Source organism: Actinacidiphila glaucinigra (assembly GCF_900188405.1).
Taxonomy (GTDB): Bacteria; Actinomycetota; Actinomycetes; order Streptomycetales; family Streptomycetaceae; genus Actinacidiphila; species Actinacidiphila glaucinigra.
Map to the genome: position 1 here is coordinate 824,401 of NZ_FZOF01000001.1, position 21,398 is coordinate 845,798.

Sequence of the window (21,398 nt, forward strand, 5' to 3'; positions counted from 1 at the left end):
GTGCCCGCCGCCACCCGCCTCTGGCGCACCGTCGGATGCCCCCGCGGGCGGTCCGTCCGGGGGCGGCGCGCCGGGTGTGCGACGGAGCGGTCCGGTCGGTCAACCGCCCGCCCTCTGGCTCCGGTTGGGCGCACGCCCCGCCGCGGCGGCCGGTGCGGCGGACTCCCTCGGATACCCCCGGGTAGAACCGATCGGTAACGACCTCTAGCCGGGGCCGCCACGCGCCCTTAAGGTGCGCGCATGCCGCAACTGCCCGATGCCGTGATGTGGTCCATACCCGCGTTCGTGCTGCTCACCGTCGTGGAGCTGATCAGTTACCGGATCCATCCGGACGAGGACGCCGCCGGGTACGCCGCCAAGGACACCGCGACGAGCCTGTCGATGGGACTCGGCAGCCTGTTCTTCGACTTCCTCTGGAAGATCCCGATCGTCGTGGTCTACACCGCCGTGTACGAGTTCACCCCGCTCCGGGTGCCCGTGGACTGGTGGACGATCCCGCTGATGCTGCTCGCGCAGGACTTCTTCTACTACTGGCAGCACCGCGGTCACCACGTGATCCGCATCCTGTGGGCGAGCCACGTGGTGCACCACTCCAGCCGGAAGTTCAACCTCTCCACCGCGCTGCGCCAGCCCTGGACCGGCATGACGTCATGGGTGTTCTACCTGCCGGTGATCGCCTGCGGGGTGCACCCGGCGGCACTGGCGTTCTGCTCCTCGCTCAGCCTCGTCTACCAGTTCTGGATCCACACCGAGCGCATCGAGAAGCTGCCCCGCCCGGTCGAGTTCGTCCTCAACACGCCCTCGCACCACCGCGTGCACCACGCCTCGCAGGGCGGCTACCTGGACCGCAACTTCGGCGGCATCCTGATCGTCTGGGACCGGCTGTTCGGTTCCTTCGCGGCGGAGGGCGAGCGTCCGGTGTTCGGGCTCACCAAGAACATCACCACGTTCAACCCGCTGCGGGTGGCCACCCACGAGTACGCCGCCATCGCCCGTGACGTCGCCGCGGCCCGTACCTGGAGCGACCGCGCGGGCCACGTCCTGCGCGGTCCCGGCTGGCGGCCGCGGGGCGAGGAGCCGGCGGCGTGACGCGTGAGCGCGCCGCCCGCGCGGCGACGGCGGCCTTCGCGGTGGTGGCCGTGGTCCACCTGGCGGCGCAGCTCGCGGGCTCCGCGACGGCGGACCACCTCACCAAGCCCGTCCTGGTGCCGCTGCTCGCGGTCTGCGCGGTGCTGCGCGGTGGACCCCGGCTGCTGGTGGCCGCGCTGCTGTGCGGCTGGGCGGGGGACGTGCTGCTGCAGCTCGACGGGGACACGTCCTTCCTCCTCGGGATGGGCGCGTTCGCCGCCGGGCACGTCTGTTACCTCACACTCTTCACCTCCCGCGGGGCCTTCGCCGACCGGCGGCGCGCGGCCCTGACGGCGGCCGGCTACGCGGTCGTGTGGCTCGCCGCGCTCGTCGTGCTGTGGCCGGGCCTGCCCTCCGGGCTGCGGCTCCCGGTCGCCGCGTACAGCCTGCTGCTGACGGCGATGGCGGCCGGCGCGGCCGCGCTCGGCCCGCGGGCGACGGCGCTGGGCGGGGCGCTCTTCCTGCTCTCCGACACCCTGCTCGCGACCCGGCTCGCCGACCTCCCGCAGCTCCCGGCGGCCGACTTCTGGATCATGTTCGGCTACCTCGCCGCGCAGTTCCTGCTCTCCACCGGCCGGTACGGTGGTACGACCCCGTTCGAACAACCATCGAGGACGACTTCCGTATGCGCGCCACCGTGATCCACGCCCCCCACGACATCCGGGTGGAGGAGGTGCCGGACCCGGCGGTCCGGCAGCCCACAGACGCGGTCGTGCGCGTGGTGCTGGCCTGCATCTGCGGCAGCGACCTGTGGGCGTACCGCGGCGAGTCGGCCCGGAAGCCGGGGCAGCGCATCGGGCACGAGTTCCTCGGCGTCGTCGAGGAGACCGGTTCCGAGGTGTCCGGGCTCAGGCCCGGCGACCTGGTCGTCTCCCCCTTCGTGTGGTCCGACGGCACGTGCGACTACTGCGCGGAGGGCCTGACGACCTCCTGCCCGGCCGGCGGCTTCTGGGGCCAGGTCGGCTCCGACGGCGGCCAGGGCGAGGCCGTACGGGTGCCGTTCGCGGACGCCACCCTGGTGCGGCTGCCCGCCGAGGCGCTGTCCGACGACCGCCTGCTGGCGGGTCTGCTCACCCTCTCCGACGTGCTGGGCACCGGTCACCACGCCGCCGTCGGCGCCGGTGTGCGGCCCGGGGCCACCGTCGCGGTCGTGGGGGACGGCGCGGTCGGCCTGTGCGGGGTGCTCGCCGCGCGGCGGCTCGGCGCGGAGCGGATCATCGCGCTCGGCCGGCACGAGGCCCGCACCGCCATCGCCCGTACCTTCGGAGCCACCGACGTCGTCGCCGAGCGCGGTGAGGCGGCCGTCGAGGCGGTCCGCCAACTGACCGGCGGCCACGGCGCCCACGCGGTCATCGAGGCCGTCGGCACCGAGCAGTCGATGCGCACCGCGGTCGCCGTCACCCGCGACGGCGGCACCGTCGGCTACGTCGGCGTCCCGCACGGCAGCGGCACCGGCCTCGACCTGAGCGACATGTTCGACCGCAACGTCTCCCTGCGCGGCGGCGTCGCCCCGGTCCGCACCTACATCCCCGAACTGCTCCCGGACATCCTCGACGGGACGATCGACCCGTCCCCGGTCTTCGACCTCACCGTCGGCCTGGACGGCGTCCCGGGCGGCTACAAGGCGATGGACGAGCGCATCGCGCTGAAGGTCCTCGTCAAGGCCTGACCCGGCTCCCGGACAGCGAGCCGGACAGGGGCCCGACTGGGGCCCGACAGGGGCCCGGACAGCGGGAACGCCCGGCGGAATCCCCGCCGGGCGTTCCCGCTGTCACGCGGGGCGCGTCACTTGGTGACGGCGTCCAGGGCGTCGACGATGCCGTGGCCGTAGAAGCTGGTCACGTGCCGTCCCGTGGTGCAGGTGGCGTCCTGCACGCCGTTGCCGTCCGGGTCGTACAGACCCGTCGGGCAACGCGGGTCGTCGGCCTGGGCCTTGAGCAGCCACTGCAACTGCTCCGGGGAGGCGTGCGGGTGGCGGCTCTTGATGAGCGCGGCGACGCCGGCCACGTGCGGGCTGGCCATCGACGTGCCCTGCAGGTAGCCGTAGGTGTTGCCGGGCAGGGTGGACAGGATGCGCCCGTTCGCCGAGGGGGTGGCGGGGATCTGGTAGCGGTCGCCGCCCGGGCCCGCGACGTCCACGACGCCCAGACCGTAGCTGGAGTAGTACGACTTCAGCTTCTGCACACCGGTCGCGGAGACGGTGACGACGCCCGGCAGCTGGGTCGGAAGGTCCCAGCAGACGTGCGGGTCGATCGTCCGGGTGACCGGGGTGGTGTCGTCGGGGCTCGTCGCGTCCTCGATGGCGTCCGAGTCGAGGTCGTGGTTGGAGTTGCCCGCCGAGGCGACGTTCAGCACGCCCTTCTTGTGGGAGTACTGCGCGGCCCGGTTGACGGCGTCGACGATGGCCCGCTGGTCGGGGTCGCCGAAGCAGTTGTAGAGCCACGGGTCGATGTAGTAGCTGTTGTTGGTGATCTCGACGCCGTGGTCGGCGGCGAAGACGAAGGCGCAGACCACGCTCTCCGGGAAGAACAGCTGGGTGTCGGGGTCGGCCACCTTGATGGAGGCGACCTTCACGCCCGGGGCGACACCCGCCACGCCGATCCCGTTGCGCGCCGCGGCGATCTCACCGGCGACGTGCGTGCCGTGGTAGGCCTCCGGGACGTAGGGACGCCAGGCGCCCGGGCTCGTGTCGGCCTTGCCGCCCACGCAGTTGGCGGACTGCGAGGCCGAGAAGTTGGCGGTGAGGTCCGGGTGCGTGTCGTCGACGCCGGTGTCGATGACGGCGACCGTGACCTTGCGGCTGCCCGGGTTGATCCGGGCGGCCTTGTCGGCCCGGATGGCCGGCAGGTCCCACTGGTCCGGCTCCATCGGCTCCTGCCCGGCGGTGGCCGCGGCCTTCGCCCGGGCCGCGCCGGCAGCGGTGATCTCCTGCACCGCGCCCAGATCCGTGGTCGACGCCGTGGACAGCGCGGCCGTACGGGTCGCCCCGGCCGTCTGCACACCGCGCACCTTGCGTATCTCGGAGGCGAACGCGGGATTCGCGGAGTGGACGACGATCACGCCGATCCGGTCGTAGGTGGTGACGATGTCACCACCGCTGCGGGACACGGCCCGCTCGACGGACTTGATGGTTCCCCGGTCGGTCTTGGTGTTGACCACGTACGACAGCGTCGGGCCGTCGTACGCGGCACCGCCGCCGTTCGAGGCGGAACCGGCGGTGGCGGCCGAGGCGGCGTTCGGCAGGAAGGCGAGAGCACTCGCCACCGCGAATCCGATGGGTATCGCGAAGGCGCGACGCCGTCCGGGCAGTGGAGCCATGGGATCTCCAATCGTCCAAACACCCGTCCTGGCGGGCCGGGTTGCCCTTGGACGGGTACATGACGCTGGAAGCTATCGCCGCCGTCCACGCGCTATCAATGGATTGGTAAAGAAAGCTCAAGTTCCGGTTGCCGAAGAAGAACCAGTTTTCAACTACCGCCCCCTGTCGAAGGCCGTGGTTGCGCATCTACCATGCGCGGGTCCGATCTTTACGTGACGTAGCTCACGTCGGCGCCCCGTGCGCCCGCGCGGGTCGCGTCGCCTGCTCATGTCCCCTCAAGCTCCGCCCCCACAGGAGGCATCGTGGACCCCGCACGACCTTCGGCAAGCTCCGGTCCGCCGTCTGCCGACTCGTACGCCGAGGTGCAGGCGAGCGCGGAGTTCGCCCAACTGCGCCGCTCATACCGATCGTTCGCGTTCCCGCTCACGGTCGCGTTCATCACCTGGTACCTGCTGTACGTCCTGCTGTCGAACTACGCCGGCGGCTTCATGGACACCAAGGTCGTGGGCCACATCAACGTCGCCCTCGTCTTCGGGCTCGCTCAGTTCGCCACCACCTTCGGCATCGCCGTCTGGTACTCCCGGCACGCGAACGCCAAGCTCGACTCCCGCGCGGACGCCATCAAGGCGCGCCTGGAAGGCCCCGGCACCCGGGGCGCCGACGACACCGACGACACCGAGAGCACGGAGGCCACCGCATGACCGCGCTGCACACCACGGGAGTCCAGGTGGTCGCGGTCGGCGCGAGCGAACACCGGCCGCTGATCATCACCCTGTTCTCGGTCTTCGTCGTCGCGACGCTCGGCATCACCGTCTGGGCGGGCCGCCAGACCAAGGACGCCACCGACTTCTACGCCGGCGGCCGTTCCTTCAGCGGCTTCCAGAACGGCCTGGCGATCTCCGGCGACTACATGTCGGCCGCGTCCTTCCTGGGCATCGCCGGCTCCATCGCCCTCGTCGGCTACGACGGCTTCCTCTACTCGATCGGCTTCCTCGTCGCCTGGCTGGTGGCGCTGCTGCTGGTCGCCGAACCGCTGCGCAACTCCGGCCGGTTCACCATGGCCGACGCCCTCGCCTTCCGGCTGCGGCAGCGCCCGGTGCGCACGGCCGCGGGCATCTCGACCATCGTTGTCAGCATCTTCTACCTGCTGGCCCAGATGGTCGGCGCGGGCGCCCTGGTGGCACTGCTGCTCGGCATCACCGGTGAGGGGCCGCGCCGTCTGATCGTCATCCTCGTCGGCGTCGTCATGGTGCTGTACGTGACCATCGGCGGCATGAAGGGCACCACCTGGGTGCAGATGGTCAAGGCGGTGCTGCTGATCGGCGGGACCCTGCTGATCACGTTCCTGGTCTTCGCCAAGTTCAACTGGAACCTGTCCTCGCTGCTCGGCGCGGCCGCTGAGAAGAGCGGCAAGGGGGCGGCGTTCCTGGAGCCCGGCCTGAAGTACGGCGTCACCGCGACCTCGAAGATCGACTTCATCTCGCTGGGCCTGGCCCTGGTCCTCGGCACGGCGGGTCTGCCGCACATCCTGATCCGCTTCTACACCGTGCCCACCGCCCGGGCCGCCCGCACCTCGGTGAACTGGGCGATCGGCATCATCGGCTGCTTCTACCTGATGACGATCGCGCTGGGCTTCGGGGCCGCCGCGCTGCTCACCCCGGAGACGATCACCACCTCCAACGCCGCCGGCAACACCGCGGCACCGCTGCTCGCCCAGGAGATCGGCGGCGGCGCGGACTCCACGGGCGGCGCGATCCTGCTGGCGGTGATCTCCGCGGTCGCCTTCGCCACCATCCTGGCCGTGGTCGCGGGCCTCACCCTCGCCTCCTCGTCGTCCTTCGCGCACGACCTGTACGCCAACGTCATCCGCAAGGGCACGGCGAGCGAGAAGGAGGAGGTCGCGGCGGCGAAGATCGCCGCGGTGGCCATCGGGGCCGTGGCGATCCTGCTCGGCATCTTCGCGGGCAAGCTCAACATCGCCTTCCTGGTCGCCCTGGCCTTCGCCGTAGCGGCCTCCGCGAACCTGCCGACGCTCCTCTACAGCCTGTTCTGGAAGCGCTTCAACACCACCGGGGCGCTGTGGAGCATCTACGGCGGCCTGATCACCTCCGTGTTCCTGGTGGTCTTCTCGCCCGTCGTCTCGGGCAAGGAGACCGCGATGTTCCCCGGTGTGGACTTCCACTGGTTCCCGCTGGAGAACCCGGGGATCATCTCCATCCCCGTCGGTTTCCTGCTCGGTGTGGTGGGCACGCTCCTGTCCAAGCCGGAAGAGGACGCCGACCGCAAGTACGCTGAGCTGGAGGTCCGCTCCCTCACGGGAGCCGGAGCGCATTAAACAAACTGTTGAACGTCAGTGCCGTCCCGTAGGCTGCGAAGTAACGGGACGGCACTGCCGTCCCACCGACCGGACCCTCAAAGGGAGGCGCGCCGTGCTGATCGACACCTACGGCCGGATCGCGACCGACCTCAGGGTCTCGCTGACCGACCGGTGCAATCTGCGGTGCACCTACTGCATGCCGGAGGAGGGCCTGCAGTGGCTCGGCAAGCCCGAGCTGCTCAGCGACGACGAGATCGTCCGGCTGGTGCGGATCGCCGTCACCACGCTCGGCGTCAAGGACGTCCGCTTCACCGGCGGCGAGCCCCTGCTCCGCCCCGGTCTCGTCGGCATCGTCGAGCGCTGCGCGGAGCTGGAGCCCCGCCCGAAGCTCTCCCTCACCACCAACGGCATAGGCCTCGCCCGCACCGCGGCCGCTCTGCGCGGGGCCGGGCTGGACCGGGTGAACGTCTCCCTGGACACCCTGCGGCCCGACGTCTTCCAGACCCTCACCCGCCGCAAGCGGCACGATGACGTCGTCCGCGGCCTGGAGGCCGCCCACGCCGCGGGACTGACCCCGGTCAAGGTCAACACCGTGCTGATGCGCGGCATCAACGACGACGAGGCCCCCGAGCTGCTGGCCTGGGCCCTGGAACACGACTACGAGCTGCGCTTCATCGAGCAGATGCCGCTCGACGCCCAGCACGGCTGGCAGCGCAGCGACATGGTCACCGCCCAGGAGATCCTGGAGAGCCTGCGGACCCGCTTCACCCTGACCGCCGAGACCGACGAGGCCCGCGGCCACGCCCCCGCCGAACGCTGGCTGGTGGACGGCGGCCCCGCCCGGGTCGGCGTGATCGCCTCGGTCACGCGGCCCTTCTGCCGGGCCTGCGACCGCACCCGGCTCACCGCGGACGGTCAGGTGCGCAACTGCCTGTTCGCGCGCGAGGAGAGCGATCTGCGCGCCGCGCTGCGCTCCGGCGGCTCCGACGAGGAGATCGCCGAGCTCTGGCGCACCGCGATGTGGGGCAAGAAGGCCGGCTCCGGCCTGGACGACCCCACGTTCCTGCAGCCCGAGCGGCCCATGTCAGCCATCGGCGGCTGAGCTCGTCTCCCACTCCTCGAAGGGCACGACGTCCTTCAGGAAGCCGCGGACGCCCAGGAACGAGGACAGGTGCTCGCGGTGTTCCTCGCACGCCAGCCAGGTCTTGCGGCGCTCGGGCGTGTGGATCTTCGGGTTGTTCCAGGCGAGCACCCACACGGCGGGGGCGCGGCAACCCTTGGCGGAGCAGATCGGAGATTCGTCGGTCACGAACCCCATCCAAACATGGCGACGCCGGGCAGCCACGGGGGGAGCCGCCCGGCGTCGGTCCGTCGCTCCGACGGGGGATGCGGAGCGCGTACGCAGTATGTCACGCGGCAAGGGCCGCAGTGCAGTGGATCCCCATGATTGATCTGAGGTTTTCTTGAGCTTCGGAGCGGTGCGCGAACGGGCGAAAGGTTCAGGCCTGACCGGAACGAGGCCGTCCGTCCTCTTCCGGGGTCCGCTCCGCCGGCAGCCGCGGTTCACCGGGGCCGAGCGCCGGCGGGACCCGCGGAGCGATCCGGGCCGACGGCAGCCCCGGGGCGTTCTCCCGGCCCGCGTTGGCGATGACGACCGCGATGTACGGCAGCACCAGACCGAGCACCAGCGCGATCCAGGCCAGGGGCGCCGAGACGTTCCACAGCACGACCGCCAGGATGAACGACAGGGTGCGGACCGACATCGAGATGATGTAGCGCCGCTGCCTTCCGCGGACGTCATCGGTGAGCCCCGCCGCGGTCCCGGTGATCCGGAAGACCTCGGTACCGCTCCGCTTCCGCATCACGTTCCACCACCTGCTCGAAACGCCGGAAGCCACCCGGTTCCGGCACGGCCCACGTTACGCCGTGGGTCCGTCGCAGTGGAGACCGGGGAGGCCGTCGGGGTGTGACAGCACCCGCCGTACGGCGTATGGCCGCCTTCCGCATGCGACGTACCCGGGCCACGCCGAGACTGACCGCATGAACTGGTTCTGGGCGATCATCGTCGGCATCGTGCTCGGCTTCCTGGCCAAGCTGCTCCTGCCGGGGAAGCAGGACATCCCCTGGTGGCTCACCATCATCTGCGGCATCCTCGGCGCCTTCCTGGGCAACGCGGTCGCCGGATGGGTCGGCGTACGGCACACCAGCGGTGTCGACTGGATCCGCCACGTGCTGCAGATCCTGGGCGCCATCCTCGTGGTCGCCGTGATCACCCCGCTGTGGGCCTCGGTCCGCGGCCGTCGGCGGCGGACGGCCACCTGACGGGACGTACCGCGCCGGGCAGGGCGCCCCGCTCAGTGGGCGTGCTGCCGCAGATGGGTCGGCGGCACCAGGTCGGTGAGCCACACTCCGTTGGCGCTCACCCGGAACACGTGGCCCGTGGCGGCCAGCCCCGCCGCGTCCACCGCCAGCACCACCGGACGGCCGTGCCGCGAACCGACGCGCACGGCCGTCTCCACGTCCGCGGAGAGGTGGACGTCCTGCCGGGACATCGGCTTGAGCCCCTCGCGCAGCACGATCGGCAGCGTGGTGCTCGCCGTGCCGTGGAAGAGGACGGCCGGCGGATCCGCCGGGGACAGCCCGAGGTCGACCTCGACCGAGTGTCCCTGGCTGGCCCTGATCCGCCGCCCGTCCTCCGAGAAGGCGTACCGCTTCTTGTTGTTGTCGGCCACGACGTGGTCGAGATCGGCGCGCGAGAAACGCCGGCCGGCCCGGCGGGACGCGGCGATCAGCTCGTCCACGTCCACCCAGCCGGCCTCGTCGAGGGTGATCCCGATCGAGGCCGGGTCGTGCCGCAGCACCCGTGCCAGGAACTTCGAGACCTTGACCGTCTGCTTCTCGTCCATCGCCCCACCCATCGTCCTGGTCAGACCCCCTGGCTGACCGAGCTCATGTTGAAGTCCGGGATCCGCATCGCCGGGAACGCGGCCCGGGTGAACCAGTCGCTCCACTCGCGCGGCAGCGTCCGCTCGGTGCGGCCTACCTCGGTGGCCCGGCCCAGCAGGTCCACCGGCGACTCGTTGAACCGGAAGTTGTTCACCACGCCGGTCACCTCGCCGCCCTCCACCAGGTAGACCCCGTCCCGGGTCAGTCCGGTCAGCAGCAGGGTGGCCGGATCCACCTCGCGGATGTACCACAGGCAGGTCAGCAGCAGGCCGCGCTCGGTGTCCGCCACCATCTCCTCCAGCGACCGCTTGCCGCCGCCGTCCAGGATCAGGTTGCCCCCGGACGGCGCGAACGGCAGCCCGGTCAGACCGGCGCTGTGCCGGGTGGTGGACAGCCGGTTGAGCACGCCCTCGCGCACCCAGTCGGTGGCCTCGACGGGCAGCCCGTTGTCGAAGACCGACGCGACGTCACCCGAGGCGTGCGCGATCACGAACGGCGCCGACTCCAGCCCCGGTTCGTTCGGGTCGCTGCGCAGCGTCAGCGGCAGTTCCGAGAGCTGCTCGCCGACCCGGGTGCCGCCGCCCGGCCGGCTGAAGACCGTACGGCCCTCCGCCGCGTCCCGGGCCGCCGCGCTCCACTGCTGGTAGATCACCAGGTCCGCCACGGCGGACGGCGGCAGCAGCGTCTCGTACCGCCCGGCGGGCAGGTCGATCCGGCGCTCGGCCCAGGCCAGGCGCTGCGCCAGGTCGGCGTCGAGGGCCGCCGGGTCGACGTCGGTGAAGTCCCGGGTGGCGGCACCGGCCCACGCCGAGCGGGACATGTCCTCGGACTTGGCGTTGAGCTCCAGGGTGCCGCTGGGCTGGTCGTGACGGAGCCGCAGCCCCGAGGACGTGCCCAGGTAGGTGGAGGTGACGGAGTGGTACGCGAAGCCGTACAGCCTCCGGCCGCCGGCCCGCGCCGCGGCGAAGGACTCGCCCAGGGCGGGCGCGAAGGCGGCGAACACCCCGGAGGAGGTCTCGGCGGGAGGCTCGGTGAAGGAGGTGCTCGCCGGCACCCCCTCGACCAGCGGCTGGGCGTCCTCGGCGGGCCCGGCGGCGCGGGCGGCCGCCTCGGCGGCCCGTACCAGCGGCTCCAGTTCGTCCGCGGTGACCGCGGCGCGGGACACCACGCCCGAGGCGGTGCCCTGGGAGCCGTCCACCGTGGCGACCACGGTCAGGGTGCGGCCCCGCGTCACACCGTTGGTGGTCAGGGCGTTGCCCGCCCAGCGCAGGTTGGCCGAGGACTCCTCGTCGGCGATGACCACGCAGCCGTCCGCCCGGGACAGCTCCAGGGCGCGCTCGACGATCTCGTGGGGCTTCGAAACGGAGCTCATCGACCGGCCTCCTGCGTGGTGTTGAGGATGTTGACGCCTCGGAAGAGCGCGGAGGGGCAGCCGTGCGAGACGGCGGCGACCTGTCCCGGCTGGGCCTTGCCGCAGTTGAAGGCACCGCCCAGGACATAGGTCTGCGGCCCGCCGACGGCCTCCATGGAGCCCCAGAAGTCGGTGGTGGTGGCCTGGTAGGCGACGTCGCGCAACTGCCCGGCCAGCCGGCCGTTCTCGATCCTGAAGAAGCGCTGACCGGTGAACTGGAAGTTGTAGCGCTGCATGTCGATCGACCACGAGCGGTCGCCCACGACGTAGATGCCGCGCTCGACGCCGCCGATCAGCTCCTGCGTCGACGGCCCGTCCGGCGCGGGCCGCAGCGACACGTTCGCCATCCGCTGCACCGGCACATGGCCGGGGGAGTCCGCGTACGCGCAGCCGTTGGAGCGCTCGAAGCCGGTGAGCCGGGCGATCCTGCGGTCGAGCTGGTAGCCGACCAGGACGCCGTCCTTGACCAGGTCCCAGGACTGCCCGGCGACGCCCTCGTCGTCGTAGCCGACGGTCGCCAGGCCGTGCTCGGCGGTGCGGTCGCCGGTGACGTTCATGTGCGCGGAGCCGTACCGCAGCTTGCCCAGCTGGTCGAAGGTGGCGAACGAGGTGCCCGCGTAGGCGGCCTCGTAGCCCAGTGCGCGGTCCAGCTCGGTGGCGTGGCCGATCGACTCGTGGATGGTCAGCCACAGGTTCGACGGGTCGACCACCAGGTCGTACGAGCCCGCCTCGACCGTCGGCGCCGCCATCTTCTCGGCGAGCAGCCCGGGGATCTCCGCGAGCTCCGCGTCCCAGTCCCAGCCGGTGCCGGTCAGGTACTCCCAGCCGCGACCGGCCGGCGGCGCGAGGGTCCGCATCGAGTCGAAGCCGCCGGACTTCGGATCCACCGCGACGGCGGTCAGCTCGGGGTGGACCCGCACCCGCTGCTGGGTCGTGGTCGTCCCCGCGGTGTCCGCGTAGAACTTGTTCTCGTGGACGGTCATCAGGGAGGCGTCGACGTGCGACACGCCGTCGGCGGCCAGCAGCCGCCCGCTCCACTCGGACAGCAGACCCGTCTTGTCGGCATCGGGCACCTCGAAGGGGTCGACCTCGTACGAGGAGACCCACACCCGGTCGGAGTGGACCGGCTCCGCCGCCAGCTCCACCCGCTCGTCGGAGCCCGCCGCCGCGATCACCTTGGCCGACAGCTTCGCCATCGCCACCGCCTGCCCGGCCACGCGCGCCGCGGCGTCCATGGTCAGGTCGACCCCGGACGCGAATCCCCACGCCCCGCCGTGCACCACGCGCACCGCGTAGCCGACGTCCGTGGTGTCGGACGAGCCGGACGCCCTCCCGTCGCGCAGCCGCCACGAGGCGCTGCGCACCCGCTCGAAGCGGAAGTCGGCGTGCTCGGAGCCCAGCGCGCGGGCGCGTGCCAGCGCCGCGTCGGCGAGCGCCCTGAGCGGCAGCGCCAGGAATGACTGATCGACCTCGTGGGGCACGTCGGCCTCCCCTTCTGTCCAGTCGTCGACGTCTCCGCAGTGAATCATGCCGCTCCGACAATCCGCCCGCCTGCGGTTTTCTGTAGGGACTCGACAGCGACTCGCACATGCCCCTGTCGGGGGTCGATTCCACGTACCGCGAGGTAGGCAGATAGTTTTCTGGAGTACCAGACCTCTAGGGAAAGGGTGATCCGTTGAGCCGCTCGGTTCTCGTCACCGGAGGAAACCGGGGCATCGGCCTCGCCATCGCCCGAGCGTTCGCCGACGCGGGCGACAAGGTCGCCGTCACCTACCGCTCGGGCGAGCCGCCGGAGGGGTTCTTCGCCGTCAAGTGCGACATCACAGACGGTGAGCAGGTCGAGCAGGCGTTCAAGGAGATCGAGGCCCAGCAGGGCGCGGTCGAAGTGCTGGTGGCCAACGCCGGCGTCACCCGCGACCAGCTGCTGCTGCGGATGTCCGACGACGACTTCACGTCGGTCCTGGACACCAACCTCACCGGCACCTTCCGCGTGGTCAAGGCCGCGGTGCGGAAGATGCTGCGCGCGCGCAAGGGCCGCGTCGTGCTGATCTCCTCCGTGGTGGGCCTGACGGGCCAGGCGGGACAGGCGAACTACGCCGCGTCCAAGGCCGGCCTGGTCGGCTTCGCGCGCTCGCTGGCCCGTGAGCTCGGCTCGCGCAACATCACGGTCAACGTGGTCGCCCCCGGCTTCGTCGACACCGACATGACCCGGGTGCTCACCGACGAGCAGCGCCAGAACATCGTCGGCCAGGTCCCGCTGGCCCGTTACGCGCAGCCCGAGGAGATCGCCGCCTCGGTCCGTTTCCTCGCCTCCGAGGAAGCCGCATACATCACCGGAGCCGTCATTCCCGTAGACGGCGGATTGGGCATGGGTCACTGAGCATCATGAGTGGAATTCTCGCTGGAAAGCGCGTCCTCATCACCGGCGTGCTGATGGAGTCCTCCATCGCCTTCCACACCGCGAAGCTCGCCCAGGAGCAGGGCGCCGAGATCATCCTCACGGCGTTCCCGCGGCCCACGCTGACCGAGCGCATCGCCAAGAAGCTGCCCAAGCCGGTCAAGGTCATCGAGCTCGACGTCACCAACGACGAGCACCTGGCCTCGCTCGCCGACGTCGTCGGTGAGGAGCTGGGCGGCCTCGACGGCGTCGTGCACTCCATCGGCTTCGCGCCGCAGGACGCGCTCGGCGGCAACTTCCTGAACACGCCGTTCGAGTCCGTCGCCACCGCGATGCACGTCTCCGCGTACTCGCTGAAGTCGCTCACCATGGCCTGCCTGCCGCTGATGCAGGAGGGCGGCTCGGTCGTCGGCCTCACCTTCGACGCGCAGTTCGCCTGGCCCCAGTACGACTGGATGGGCCCGGCCAAGGCGGCGCTGGAGGCCACGTCCCGCTACATGGCCCGGGACCTGGGCAAGCAGAACATCCGCTGCAACCTGATCTCGGCGGGCCCGATCGGCTCCATGGCCGCCAAGTCCATCCCGGGCTTCAGCGACCTGGCCGACGTCTGGAACCACCGCTCCCCGCTCGAGTGGAACCTCGCCGACCCCGAGCCGGCCGGCCGCGGTGTCGTCGCGCTGCTGAGCGACTGGTTCCCGAAGACGACGGGCGAGATCATCCACGTCGACGGCGGTCTGCACGCGGTCGGCGCGTAGCGGCTCGCGCCGCTCGGACCGCTGGACGCGGCGCCGCTGACGGCGGCGGAAAGGAAGGGTCGACGGGCGAGATCATCCACGTCGACGGCGGTCTGCACGCGGTCGGCGCCTGATCGCACGGCCGTCACGGCCCCTTCGCGTACGGCCCCGGTGCCGCCTTCGGGCGGCGCCGGGGCCGTACGCGCGTTCGGCGCTTTTTCCCCCGTTCGGCCCAGCAGACCGGGTGGCCGGGCACCGCGGGCCGGGAGGATGGCTGTGCGGGGGGAGAGCCGGGGGTCAGCGGAGGGAGGGTGTGCATCGTGCGTGCCTACGTGTGCGCCGCGGCAGTGGTCGCGGCGTTCGCCGCGGGCCTGGGCCCGGCGGCCGCTGCGGCGGGGGCCGCGGCACGGCTGCCGGACGTCGCGGAGTGCCGGACCTCGGTGCAGGGCAGCGAGGGCGTCGCCGTGTGCTTCAACCCCGATCCCGACCTGGACCGTGTGCAGCTGCACATCGAGTGCCGCCAGTGGTGGGACCCGGACGTCGACGGAGCCTCCGTCCCGGTCGGGCCTGCCGAGACCGTCACCCTCAGCGACCGCTGCTGGAAGGAGATCCAGGAGATCTGGGTCACCGGGATGCTGGGCTGAAGCGGCAGCTGAAGGCGTGCGCCGACGCTTCGGCGGAGGCCGCCTCCGGATCGCCGGCCCGGATCGCCTCGACCAGCCGGGCGTGGTCCACGTACTGCTCGGGGCGCAGCTCCTCGCCGACGTCCGCGCGCAGGAACGCGCGCAGCACCTCGCCCAGGTCGGCGTAGAGCTCGACGACGACCTCGTTGTGCGAGGCCGCCACGACGGACAGGTGCAGGGCCGCGTCGGCGTCGACGAAGGCCTCGGCGCGGCCGGACTCCCAGGCGCGTTCCCGCCGGGCCAGGGCCGCGTCCAGCTGCCTCAGGTCGCGGTCCGTGCGCCGCCGCGCGGCGAGCGCGGCGGCGGACGCCTCCAGGGCGCTGCGCAGCTCGGCCACGTGCTGCGGATCGGAGTCGGCGAAGCGGCGGTGCATGACCCCGGCCAGCTCGCTGGTGGCCAGCACATAGGTGCCGGAGCCCTGCCGGATGTCGAGCAGCCCGTTGTGCGCGAGCGCCCGGACCGCCTCACGGACGGTGTTGCGGGCCACCCCGAGCTGCTCGACCAACTGGGTCTCGGTGGGGATCCGCGACCCCACCGGCCACTCACCGGAGGTGATCTGGGCGCGCAGCTGCGCGATCACCTGGTCGGCCAGGGCGGAGCGCCGGGGCGAGGTCAGGGGCATGGACTCTCCTCAACATTCATCCCATCATTCTATGATGGTCGGCATGCGTGACGACGAAGCGACGCTCGACCCTGCCACGGAACGGGCCACCATGCCCGCACACCTCCCCACCGCCGCGCAAGGCGTACGGCGCACCCGGATCCTGGTGGCCGTCGCATTGGTGCTGGCCGCACTCAATCTGCGGCCCGCGATCACCAGTCTCGGCGCGCTCCTGGAGGAGGTCCGCGACGGCCTCGGCATGAGCGGCACCGTCGCGGGCCTGCTCACCTCCGTCCCCGCGCTGTGCTTCGCCGTGTTCGGGGTGACCGCGCCCCGGCTGGCCCGCCGCCGCGGCCCCGGTGCCGTGGTCTGCGCGGGCCTGGTCGCGATCACCCTCGGGCTCTTCCTTCGTCCGTTCGCCGGCGGCACGGCGCTCTTCCTCGCCGCCAGCGCCCTCGCGCTGGGCGGCATAGCCGTCGGCAACGTCCTGATGCCCGTCGTCGTCAAGCGCTGGTTCCCGGACCGCGTGGGCACCATAACCGGGCTCTACTCGATGGCCCTGTCCCTGGGCACCGCCCTCGCCGCCGCGGCGACCGTCCCGGCGACCCGCGCCTTCGGCGGCGACTGGCGGCTCGGCCTCGCGGCCTGGGGCGTGATCGCCGCCGTCGCCGTACTGCCCTGGCTCGCCCTCGTCCGCGACCGCGGCCCCGTTCCTGCGGTCCCCGCCGCGTCCCCGCACGCCCCCGCCCCGGAGCGGGCACGGGCCGGCAGCATCGCCCGCAGCCGTACCGCCTGGGCGCTCGCCGTCTACTTCGGGCTCCAGGCCACGGGCGCGTACATCACCATGGGGTGGCTCCCGCAGATCTTCCGCGACGCCGGGGTCTCCGCCTCCACCGCGGGCGTGCTGCTCGCCGTCACCATGGTGATGGGCGTACCGCTCTCCTTCGTGCTGCCCGCGCTCGCCGGCCGGATGCGGCACCAGGGCGGACTCGCCGTCGGCCTCGGCCTGTTCGGGATCGCCGGCTACGGCGGCCTGTGGGCGGCCCCGGCCGCCGCGCCCTGGGTGTGGGCCCTGCTGCTGGGCATCTCCAACTGCTCGTTCCCCCTCGCGCTCACCATGATCGGGATGCGCTCGCGCACCGGCGGCGGCGTCGTGCGGCTGTCCGCCTTCGCGCAGTGCACCGGGTACCTGATCTCCATCCCCGGTCCGATCCTCGTCGGCACCCTCTACCAGCACACCGGCGGCTGGGACCTGCCGGTGGCCTTCATGCTGGCCCTGCTGGTGCCGCAGATCGCCGCGGGTGTGGTCGCCGGCCGCGACCGCGCAGTGGAGGACGAGCTCTGACCACCCGCGTGCGCGGGTGGCGCCGGCGGATGCGAGACTGGGCGGTATGCCCGTGCTCGAGCCCGATCCCCCGCAGCCGCAGAAGAAGCTCCTGATCATCTTCGGCCTGATGATGGCCGTGCCCGCCTTCGTCGCGGTGATCGCCGTCATCGGCGCCAAGTTCGGCTGACCCGCCACCCCGAGACCCGGGGTAGGGACAACCCCACCTCCCCTAGGGGGCCAGGGTCAGGGTCAAGTGGGTGGGCCACCCGATGGGACCGGCGGCCGCGTTTCCGTAGCGTCGTGGTGCAAGGTCGGACGACGTTCCGGCACCCCGGCCGACCCACGGAGGCGCCCCGTGTCCACGCAGGCTGTTCCCTCGCGTACCCCGCGAACCCGCGCCGCCCGCCCGGCGGTCGGGGGCGGCACGCAGACGCGCCTGCCGTGGTGGGCGCTCGCCCTGCCTGCCCTCGCCTTCGCGGCGCTGCTCGCCCTGGTCGTGGGCCCGGGGGCCGCGGAGGCCTCCGCCGCGGAGCCCGTCGGACAGCTCCTGCACGCGGTCGGCGAAGGGCTCCCGGGACTCCTGCAGCACCTGCTGTGACCCTCCCGCGGCGAACCGTGATCCGTCCCGCAGCCCGCGCCTGGCGGCCGGATTTCTGGAAAGCTGAGGGTCATGAGCGCAGCTGCATCGCCCCGCCGGATCGTCCTGCTCCGGCACGCCAAAGCCGACTGGCCCGACGTCCCCGACCACGAGCGACCGCTGGCGGAACGGGGACGCAAGGAGGCCCCCGTCGCCGGCCGCAGGCTCGCCGAACTGGGGATCCCGTTCGAACTCACCCTCTGCTCCTCGGCCACGCGCACCCGCGAGACGTGGAAGCTGGCCGCCCACGAACTCCCGCACCGCCCCCGCACCGTCTACGAGGAGCGTCTCTACGACGCCACCCTCGGTGATCTGATCGCCCTGCTCAACGAGACCCCCGAGGACGTCGACGACGTGCTGCTGGTGGGCCACAACCCGGCCATCCACGCGCTCGCGGACGCCCTCGCGGGGGAGAGCGACGGGGACGCCCGCGCGCGGATGAACCGCACCGGCTTCCCGACGGCGGCCATCGCGGTGATCACCTTCTCCGGGCCCTGGAAGACGGTCGAGCACGGCGTCGGCCGCCTCGTCGACTTCTGGTCGCCGCACGACTGAGCCGCGCCCGGCCGCGGCCCGGTGAGCCGCCGGGGACGGCATGGCAAGGGCCCCGGCGCGCCTGCCGCCGGGGCCCTCGCCGAGCCCGTGGATCCGCGCCGGTCAGGCCCGGGCGTTGCCGCCGTCACCGGCGTCGGCCGCCTCGACCTCCTCGCGGGTGATGCCCAGCAGGTAGAGCACGGTGTCCAGGAACGGCACGTTGACCGCGGCGTCCGCGGCCCGCCGCACCACCGGCTTGGCGTTGAAGGCGACCCCGAGGCCCGCCGCGTTGAGCATGTCCAGGTCGTTGGCGCCGTCGCCGATGGCGACGGTCTGGCTCAGCGGCACCCCGGCCTCCGCCGCGAAGCGCCGCAGCAGCCGGGCCTTGCCCGCCCGGTCCACGATCTCGCCGGTCACCCGGCCGGTGAGCTTGCCGTCCACGATCTCCAGGGTGTTGGCGGCCGCGAAGTCCAGCCCCAGCCGCTCCTTGAGGTCGTCGGTGACCTGCGTGAAGCCCCCGGAGACCACGCCCACCTGGTAGCCCATCCGCTTGAGCGTGCGGATCAGCGTGCGCGCCCCGGCCGTCAGCCGCACCTCCTGGCGGACCTTGTCGATCACGGAGTCGTCCAGCCCCTCGAGCAGGGCGACCCGCGCGTGCAGGGACTGCTCGAAGTCCAGCTCCCCGCGCATCGCCGCGGCCGTCACCTCGGCGACCTGGTTTTCGCAGCCCGCGTGCGCCGCGAAGAGCTCGATCACCTCGTCCTGGATGACGGTGGAGTCCACGTCCATGACCACCAGGCGCTGCGCCCTGCGGTGCAGGCCCGCCGACACCACGGCCACGTCGACCCCGCGCTCGTGGGCCTCCAGGGCCAGTGCCGGGCGCAGCAGGTCGGTGGCGACACCGGAGACGGCGAACTCCACCGCGGTCACCGGGTACTTCGCGAGCCGGAAGATGCGGTCGATGTTGCCGCCCGCGCCGGTGATCCTGGCCGCTATGGCGGCGGTGGACTCCGCCGTCAGCGGGTGCCCCAGCACCGTCACATGGGAGCGGCCCTCGCCACGCGGCCGGTTGTCGCCGATACCGGAGATGATCTCGGCCTGCAGGCGCATCGACTCCGCCCACGCGTGCACCGTCGCGCGCAGCTCGCCCTCCACCGAACGGCCCGCGGGGGCCGGCACCAGGGCGCAGAGCACGATGCGCCCCCGGGTGACGACCTGCTCGATGTCGATGACGTTCACCTGGAAGCGGGCCAGCGTCTCGAAGAGCCCGGCGGTGATTCCCGGCCGGTCCTTGCCGAAGATCTTGACCAGCAGCGTCGGCACATTGGCGGCGGTGGCAGCGGTCGCCTGCGATGCGTCGTTCATGGTGTCTCCACCGTATCGGGCACCGTGCCCGGGACGGACATGTGTTCCGCCTGGCGGACACCGTCCGTGGTCAGCGGCGGCCCCCGGGCGCGCCGGGCGGCGGAGGGCCCTCGCGCGGCGGGCCGGGCGGCCCCGGGGGCGGCCCCGGGGGCGGGCCGGGCGGCGGGGGCAGCGGCGCCCCGGTGACGGTCCGCGCGGAATGCGGCGGCTGACCCTGTGGCGGCGGGTCGTACGGCGCCCGACCCCGCGGCGCCGGGCCCTGCGAGGGCTGCCGGTAGGGGTTGGGCCCGGTGTCCGGCGGGCCGTAGCCGGGGCTCGGGACGTACGGGCCGGGCTGGTAGGCGATGCCCGGATAGGTGCGCGAGCTGCTCTCCCCGGCCGCCGCCTCGGCCGCACGGCGCAGCGCGTACGGCGACACCCGGCGTCCGGCGGTGCCCGTCGCCAGCGCCAGCACAGCCCCCGCGCCGCCCGCCGCCGCCCCCCACGCGGCACCCAGCAGGAACGCCAGGGGAAGGCTGCCGTGCAGGTCGATGCCGGCGCCCACCGCGTCGAAGCCGAAGACCGAGACGCCCGCGTTCACCGAGACGCCCGTCACCCACACCAGCAGCGGGAAGGCGACCGCCGTGACCAGTCCGAGCCGTACCGCGCAGCGTCCCGCGAACCCGGCCCGCGTCGACCCCCACCGCGGGGTGCGGGCCGCCGCCAGCGCTCCCGCGGCCAGCATCATCAGCGCCGCGGCGGCGGTCAGCAGCCACACCCGCTGGTCGTACTCCGCCAGCCGGGCGGGCGTCACCGGCTCCTCGACGCTGGTCGACAGCAGCCGGTCCAGCGGATCCGGCAGCACCTTCGCCAGCTCGCCGGTGGCCGTGCCCCGCCAGGACACGAATAGACCGAGGGGCACCGCCAGCCACACCCCGTTGGGCGCCCCCAGCAGCGCAGCCCCGGCGATCCGGCCCGGCTCGTCACCCGTCACGGCCGCGTACCCCGCGGCGGCGCAGCCCGCGACGACCGCCAGCAGCAGTACCCAGCGCAGCGCCGACGCCGCGGGCCGGACGACCCGGTGCAGCCCCTCCAGGGCGGGTGGCAGCGGCGTACGGCGTGAGCTGAGCAGTGCCACCAGGAGGACGACCAGGACCCACAGCAGACCGCCCAGCAGGGTGCGGCCGGTCGCGACGTGGAAGCTCACCGAGGCCTTGGCGTCGATCAGGTCCTGCAGCCCGTCCCCGAGCCCGCCGCCGATGTCACCGATGCCCGGCAACCCGTCCGTCAGGCCGCCGCCCTTGTCCCCGCCCAGCGCGGCCCCGTCGAGGGCGATGGTGTCCTCCCCGGCCCACGCCAGCGCGCCCAGCAGGGTCACGAACAGCACCACCACCGCCCCGGCCCGCGCGGCCAGTTCGCCCCCGGGCACGGTCAGCCCCGCCCCGCGCAGCGACCGCAGGAACACCCAGGCCAGCAGAAGGGCACCGATCAGGCCGACGCCCAGCGGCATGAGCTCCAGCCGGCCCTCGCCGCCCGCGCCGCCCAGACCGAACACCGCGACGTCACCGGAGGGGACGACCTTGCCGCCCACCGTCATGGCGACCACGGCCGCCGTCATCGGCCCCAGCGAGCCCGCGGTGTCAGCGCCGAGCAGGTGCAGACCCAGCGCCGCGGCCCCCACCATCCCCAGGTACGCCCAGCTCACCGCGGCGACCGCGGAGAGCAGCACACCGCCCCACGGGACCGGTCGCCCCGGGCGCGCGGGCGCGTTCGAAGGTGTGGAGGTGTACGCGGTCATGCCCGCCCCCGAGGTCTCGCGTCCGAACCGCCTGCGCTGCATGGTGCCCCGATCCGTCATGATCCGCACGGTTCATGGGCGGTTACCACTCTCCGGTGGTGTTTCGGCGCCGTCAACGGCTTCTGGGAAGAGGGTTCACATCACCGCCGCGGCATGGCTTCCTGACGGGTGCGCGTGCCTGGAATAGTTCCGCCCGATGTTCGCAATCCCTAGACTCCCCT

23 protein-coding genes are annotated in these 21,398 nt (G+C 72.4%); 14 read left to right on the forward strand and 9 right to left on the reverse strand.

What is annotated here, in order from left to right; translation table 11 throughout:
• The first annotated feature begins 240 nt into the window (after positions 1-240).
• From CHF15_RS03745 to CHF15_RS03755, 3 genes are read left to right on the forward strand one after another with little or no spacing between them, the layout of a single operon-like run.
• A complete protein-coding gene (locus CHF15_RS03745; protein WP_089222099.1) occupies positions 241-1,089 on the forward strand; it encodes a sterol desaturase family protein in 849 nt (282 codons plus the stop codon).
• On the forward strand, positions 1,086-1,769 hold the full coding sequence (locus tag CHF15_RS03750) for a lysoplasmalogenase (protein ID WP_089222100.1): 684 nt from the start codon (positions 1,086-1,088) through the stop codon (positions 1,767-1,769). Before CHF15_RS03745 ends, CHF15_RS03750 begins: the two co-directional genes overlap by 4 nt.
• A complete protein-coding gene (locus CHF15_RS03755; protein ID WP_089222101.1) occupies positions 1,754-2,797 on the forward strand; it encodes a zinc-dependent alcohol dehydrogenase family protein in 1,044 nt (347 codons plus the stop codon). The genes CHF15_RS03750 and CHF15_RS03755 overlap by 16 nt, the downstream gene beginning before the upstream one ends.
• A 116-nt stretch (positions 2,798-2,913) precedes the next feature.
• On the opposite strand, the gene CHF15_RS03760 is transcribed toward CHF15_RS03755, so the two are convergent.
• Positions 2,914-4,446 (reverse strand): S8 family peptidase, encoded by a 1,533-nt coding sequence (locus tag CHF15_RS03760; RefSeq protein WP_089222102.1) that lies wholly within the window; start codon positions 4,444-4,446, stop codon positions 2,914-2,916.
• A 303-nt stretch (positions 4,447-4,749) separates the two neighbouring features.
• Between CHF15_RS03760 and CHF15_RS03765 the strand changes: the two genes are divergently transcribed.
• The 3 genes from CHF15_RS03765 (at position 4,750) to moaA (ending at position 7,866) form a co-directional block, all read left to right on the forward strand.
• The gene (locus tag CHF15_RS03765; protein WP_089222103.1) at positions 4,750-5,148 is read left to right on the forward strand and encodes a DUF485 domain-containing protein; all 399 of its coding nucleotides are present in this window, start codon (positions 4,750-4,752) and stop codon (positions 5,146-5,148) included.
• Positions 5,145-6,782, forward strand: a complete 1,638-nt coding sequence (locus CHF15_RS03770) for a solute symporter family protein (RefSeq protein WP_089222104.1) — start codon at positions 5,145-5,147, stop codon at positions 6,780-6,782. Before CHF15_RS03765 ends, CHF15_RS03770 begins: the two co-directional genes overlap by 4 nt.
• A 94-nt stretch (positions 6,783-6,876) precedes the next feature.
• Positions 6,877-7,866 carry a GTP 3',8-cyclase MoaA gene (moaA, locus tag CHF15_RS03775; RefSeq protein WP_089222105.1) on the forward strand — a complete coding sequence of 330 codons (990 nt, stop codon included), beginning with the start codon at positions 6,877-6,879 and terminating at the stop codon, positions 7,864-7,866.
• Here the strand turns inward: moaA and CHF15_RS03780 are convergent.
• Together CHF15_RS03780 and CHF15_RS03785 are read right to left on the reverse strand one after the other, a co-directional pair.
• The gene (locus tag CHF15_RS03780) at positions 7,849-8,073 is read right to left on the reverse strand and encodes a hypothetical protein (protein WP_089222210.1); all 225 of its coding nucleotides are present in this window, start codon (positions 8,071-8,073) and stop codon (positions 7,849-7,851) included. The two genes, moaA and CHF15_RS03780, sit on opposite strands and share 18 nt — an antisense overlap.
• A gap of 190 nt (positions 8,074-8,263) precedes the next feature.
• Positions 8,264-8,626, reverse strand: a complete 363-nt coding sequence (locus CHF15_RS03785; RefSeq protein WP_089222106.1) for a DUF3099 domain-containing protein — start codon at positions 8,624-8,626, stop codon at positions 8,264-8,266.
• A 178-nt stretch (positions 8,627-8,804) separates the two neighbouring features.
• On the opposite strand from CHF15_RS03785, the gene CHF15_RS03790 reads away from it, so the two are divergent.
• Entirely contained in the window at positions 8,805-9,086 is a 282-nt protein-coding gene (locus CHF15_RS03790; RefSeq protein ID WP_089222107.1) for a GlsB/YeaQ/YmgE family stress response membrane protein, read from the forward strand.
• Between the two features lie 32 nt (positions 9,087-9,118).
• Here CHF15_RS03790 and CHF15_RS03795 read toward each other — a convergent pair whose 3' ends face one another.
• From CHF15_RS03795 to CHF15_RS03805, 3 genes are read right to left on the reverse strand one after another with little or no spacing between them, the layout of a single operon-like run.
• The gene (locus CHF15_RS03795) at positions 9,119-9,670 is read right to left on the reverse strand and encodes an RNA 2'-phosphotransferase (protein ID WP_089222108.1); all 552 of its coding nucleotides are present in this window, start codon (positions 9,668-9,670) and stop codon (positions 9,119-9,121) included.
• A 20-nt stretch (positions 9,671-9,690) separates the two neighbouring features.
• Positions 9,691-11,082 (reverse strand): metallopeptidase TldD-related protein, encoded by a 1,392-nt coding sequence (locus CHF15_RS03800; RefSeq protein WP_089222109.1) that lies wholly within the window; start codon positions 11,080-11,082, stop codon positions 9,691-9,693.
• Positions 11,079-12,602, reverse strand: coding sequence for a TldD/PmbA family protein (locus CHF15_RS03805; RefSeq protein ID WP_089222110.1), 1,524 nt, complete (start codon positions 12,600-12,602; stop codon positions 11,079-11,081). The genes CHF15_RS03800 and CHF15_RS03805 overlap by 4 nt, the downstream gene beginning before the upstream one ends.
• Positions 12,603-12,796: 194 nt before the next feature.
• Between CHF15_RS03805 and fabG the strand changes: the two genes are divergently transcribed.
• From fabG to CHF15_RS03820, 3 genes are all read left to right on the forward strand, one after another.
• Complete coding sequence (gene fabG / locus CHF15_RS03810) at positions 12,797-13,501, forward strand: 3-oxoacyl-[acyl-carrier-protein] reductase (RefSeq protein WP_089222111.1); 705 nt, start codon at positions 12,797-12,799, stop codon at positions 13,499-13,501.
• Between the two features lie 5 nt (positions 13,502-13,506).
• Positions 13,507-14,274: an enoyl-ACP reductase FabI gene (gene fabI, locus CHF15_RS03815; RefSeq protein WP_089222112.1), complete on the forward strand. Its 768-nt coding sequence runs from the start codon at positions 13,507-13,509 to the stop codon at positions 14,272-14,274.
• A gap of 299 nt (positions 14,275-14,573) precedes the next feature.
• Positions 14,574-14,897 (forward strand): hypothetical protein, encoded by a 324-nt coding sequence (locus tag CHF15_RS03820; protein ID WP_245938638.1) that lies wholly within the window; start codon positions 14,574-14,576, stop codon positions 14,895-14,897.
• On the opposite strand, the gene CHF15_RS03825 is transcribed toward CHF15_RS03820, so the two are convergent.
• Positions 14,878-15,558, reverse strand: coding sequence for a FadR/GntR family transcriptional regulator (locus tag CHF15_RS03825; protein WP_089222114.1), 681 nt, complete (start codon positions 15,556-15,558; stop codon positions 14,878-14,880). The genes CHF15_RS03820 and CHF15_RS03825 overlap by 20 nt on opposite strands.
• A gap of 43 nt (positions 15,559-15,601) precedes the next feature.
• On the opposite strand from CHF15_RS03825, the gene CHF15_RS03830 reads away from it, so the two are divergent.
• The 4 genes from CHF15_RS03830 to CHF15_RS03840 all read left to right on the forward strand — a co-directional run bounded on the left by CHF15_RS03830 (position 15,602) and on the right by CHF15_RS03840 (position 18,056).
• Positions 15,602-16,882, forward strand: coding sequence for a CynX/NimT family MFS transporter (locus tag CHF15_RS03830; RefSeq protein WP_179279643.1), 1,281 nt, complete (start codon positions 15,602-15,604; stop codon positions 16,880-16,882).
• Between the two features lie 46 nt (positions 16,883-16,928).
• A complete protein-coding gene (locus CHF15_RS46345) occupies positions 16,929-17,051 on the forward strand; it encodes an SGM_5486 family transporter-associated protein (protein ID WP_265737379.1) in 123 nt (40 codons plus the stop codon).
• A 168-nt stretch (positions 17,052-17,219) separates the two neighbouring features.
• Positions 17,220-17,462, forward strand: coding sequence for a hypothetical protein (locus CHF15_RS03835; RefSeq protein ID WP_089222116.1), 243 nt, complete (start codon positions 17,220-17,222; stop codon positions 17,460-17,462).
• Between the two features lie 72 nt (positions 17,463-17,534).
• Complete coding sequence (locus tag CHF15_RS03840; protein ID WP_089222117.1) at positions 17,535-18,056, forward strand: SixA phosphatase family protein; 522 nt, start codon at positions 17,535-17,537, stop codon at positions 18,054-18,056.
• Between the two features lie 102 nt (positions 18,057-18,158).
• On the opposite strand, the gene serB is transcribed toward CHF15_RS03840, so the two are convergent.
• On the reverse strand, positions 18,159-19,400 hold the full coding sequence (gene serB, locus CHF15_RS03845; protein ID WP_089222118.1) for a phosphoserine phosphatase SerB: 1,242 nt from the start codon (positions 19,398-19,400) through the stop codon (positions 18,159-18,161).
• A 70-nt stretch (positions 19,401-19,470) separates the two neighbouring features.
• On the reverse strand, positions 19,471-21,237 hold the full coding sequence (locus tag CHF15_RS03850) for a streptophobe family protein (protein WP_143681517.1): 1,767 nt from the start codon (positions 21,235-21,237) through the stop codon (positions 19,471-19,473).
• Positions 21,238-21,398: the final 161 nt, after the last annotated feature.

Coding starts and splice junctions, on each gene's coding strand:
- CHF15_RS03745 (WP_089222099.1), top strand. CDS start 241: ATGCCGCAACTGCCCGATGCCGTGATGTGGTCCATACCCGCGTTCGTG.
- CHF15_RS03755 (WP_089222101.1), top strand. CDS start 1,754: ATGCGCGCCACCGTGATCCACGCCCCCCACGACATCCGGGTGGAGGAG.
- CHF15_RS03760 (WP_089222102.1), bottom strand. CDS start 4,446: ATGGCTCCACTGCCCGGACGGCGTCGCGCCTTCGCGATACCCATCGGA.
- CHF15_RS03770 (WP_089222104.1), top strand. CDS start 5,145: ATGACCGCGCTGCACACCACGGGAGTCCAGGTGGTCGCGGTCGGCGCG.
- CHF15_RS03785 (WP_089222106.1), bottom strand. CDS start 8,626: ATGCGGAAGCGGAGCGGTACCGAGGTCTTCCGGATCACCGGGACCGCG.
- CHF15_RS03790 (WP_089222107.1), top strand. CDS start 8,805: ATGAACTGGTTCTGGGCGATCATCGTCGGCATCGTGCTCGGCTTCCTG.
- CHF15_RS03795 (WP_089222108.1), bottom strand. CDS start 9,670: ATGGACGAGAAGCAGACGGTCAAGGTCTCGAAGTTCCTGGCACGGGTG.
- CHF15_RS03800 (WP_089222109.1), bottom strand. CDS start 11,082: ATGAGCTCCGTTTCGAAGCCCCACGAGATCGTCGAGCGCGCCCTGGAG.
- fabI (WP_089222112.1), top strand. CDS start 13,507: ATGAGTGGAATTCTCGCTGGAAAGCGCGTCCTCATCACCGGCGTGCTG.
- CHF15_RS03825 (WP_089222114.1), bottom strand. CDS start 15,558: ATGCCCCTGACCTCGCCCCGGCGCTCCGCCCTGGCCGACCAGGTGATC.
- CHF15_RS03830 (WP_179279643.1), top strand. CDS start 15,602: ATGCGTGACGACGAAGCGACGCTCGACCCTGCCACGGAACGGGCCACC.
- CHF15_RS46345 (WP_265737379.1), top strand. CDS start 16,929: ATGCCCGTGCTCGAGCCCGATCCCCCGCAGCCGCAGAAGAAGCTCCTG.
- CHF15_RS03840 (WP_089222117.1), top strand. CDS start 17,535: ATGAGCGCAGCTGCATCGCCCCGCCGGATCGTCCTGCTCCGGCACGCC.
- serB (WP_089222118.1), bottom strand. CDS start 19,400: ATGAACGACGCATCGCAGGCGACCGCTGCCACCGCCGCCAATGTGCCG.
- CHF15_RS03850 (WP_143681517.1), bottom strand. CDS start 21,237: ATGACGGATCGGGGCACCATGCAGCGCAGGCGGTTCGGACGCGAGACC.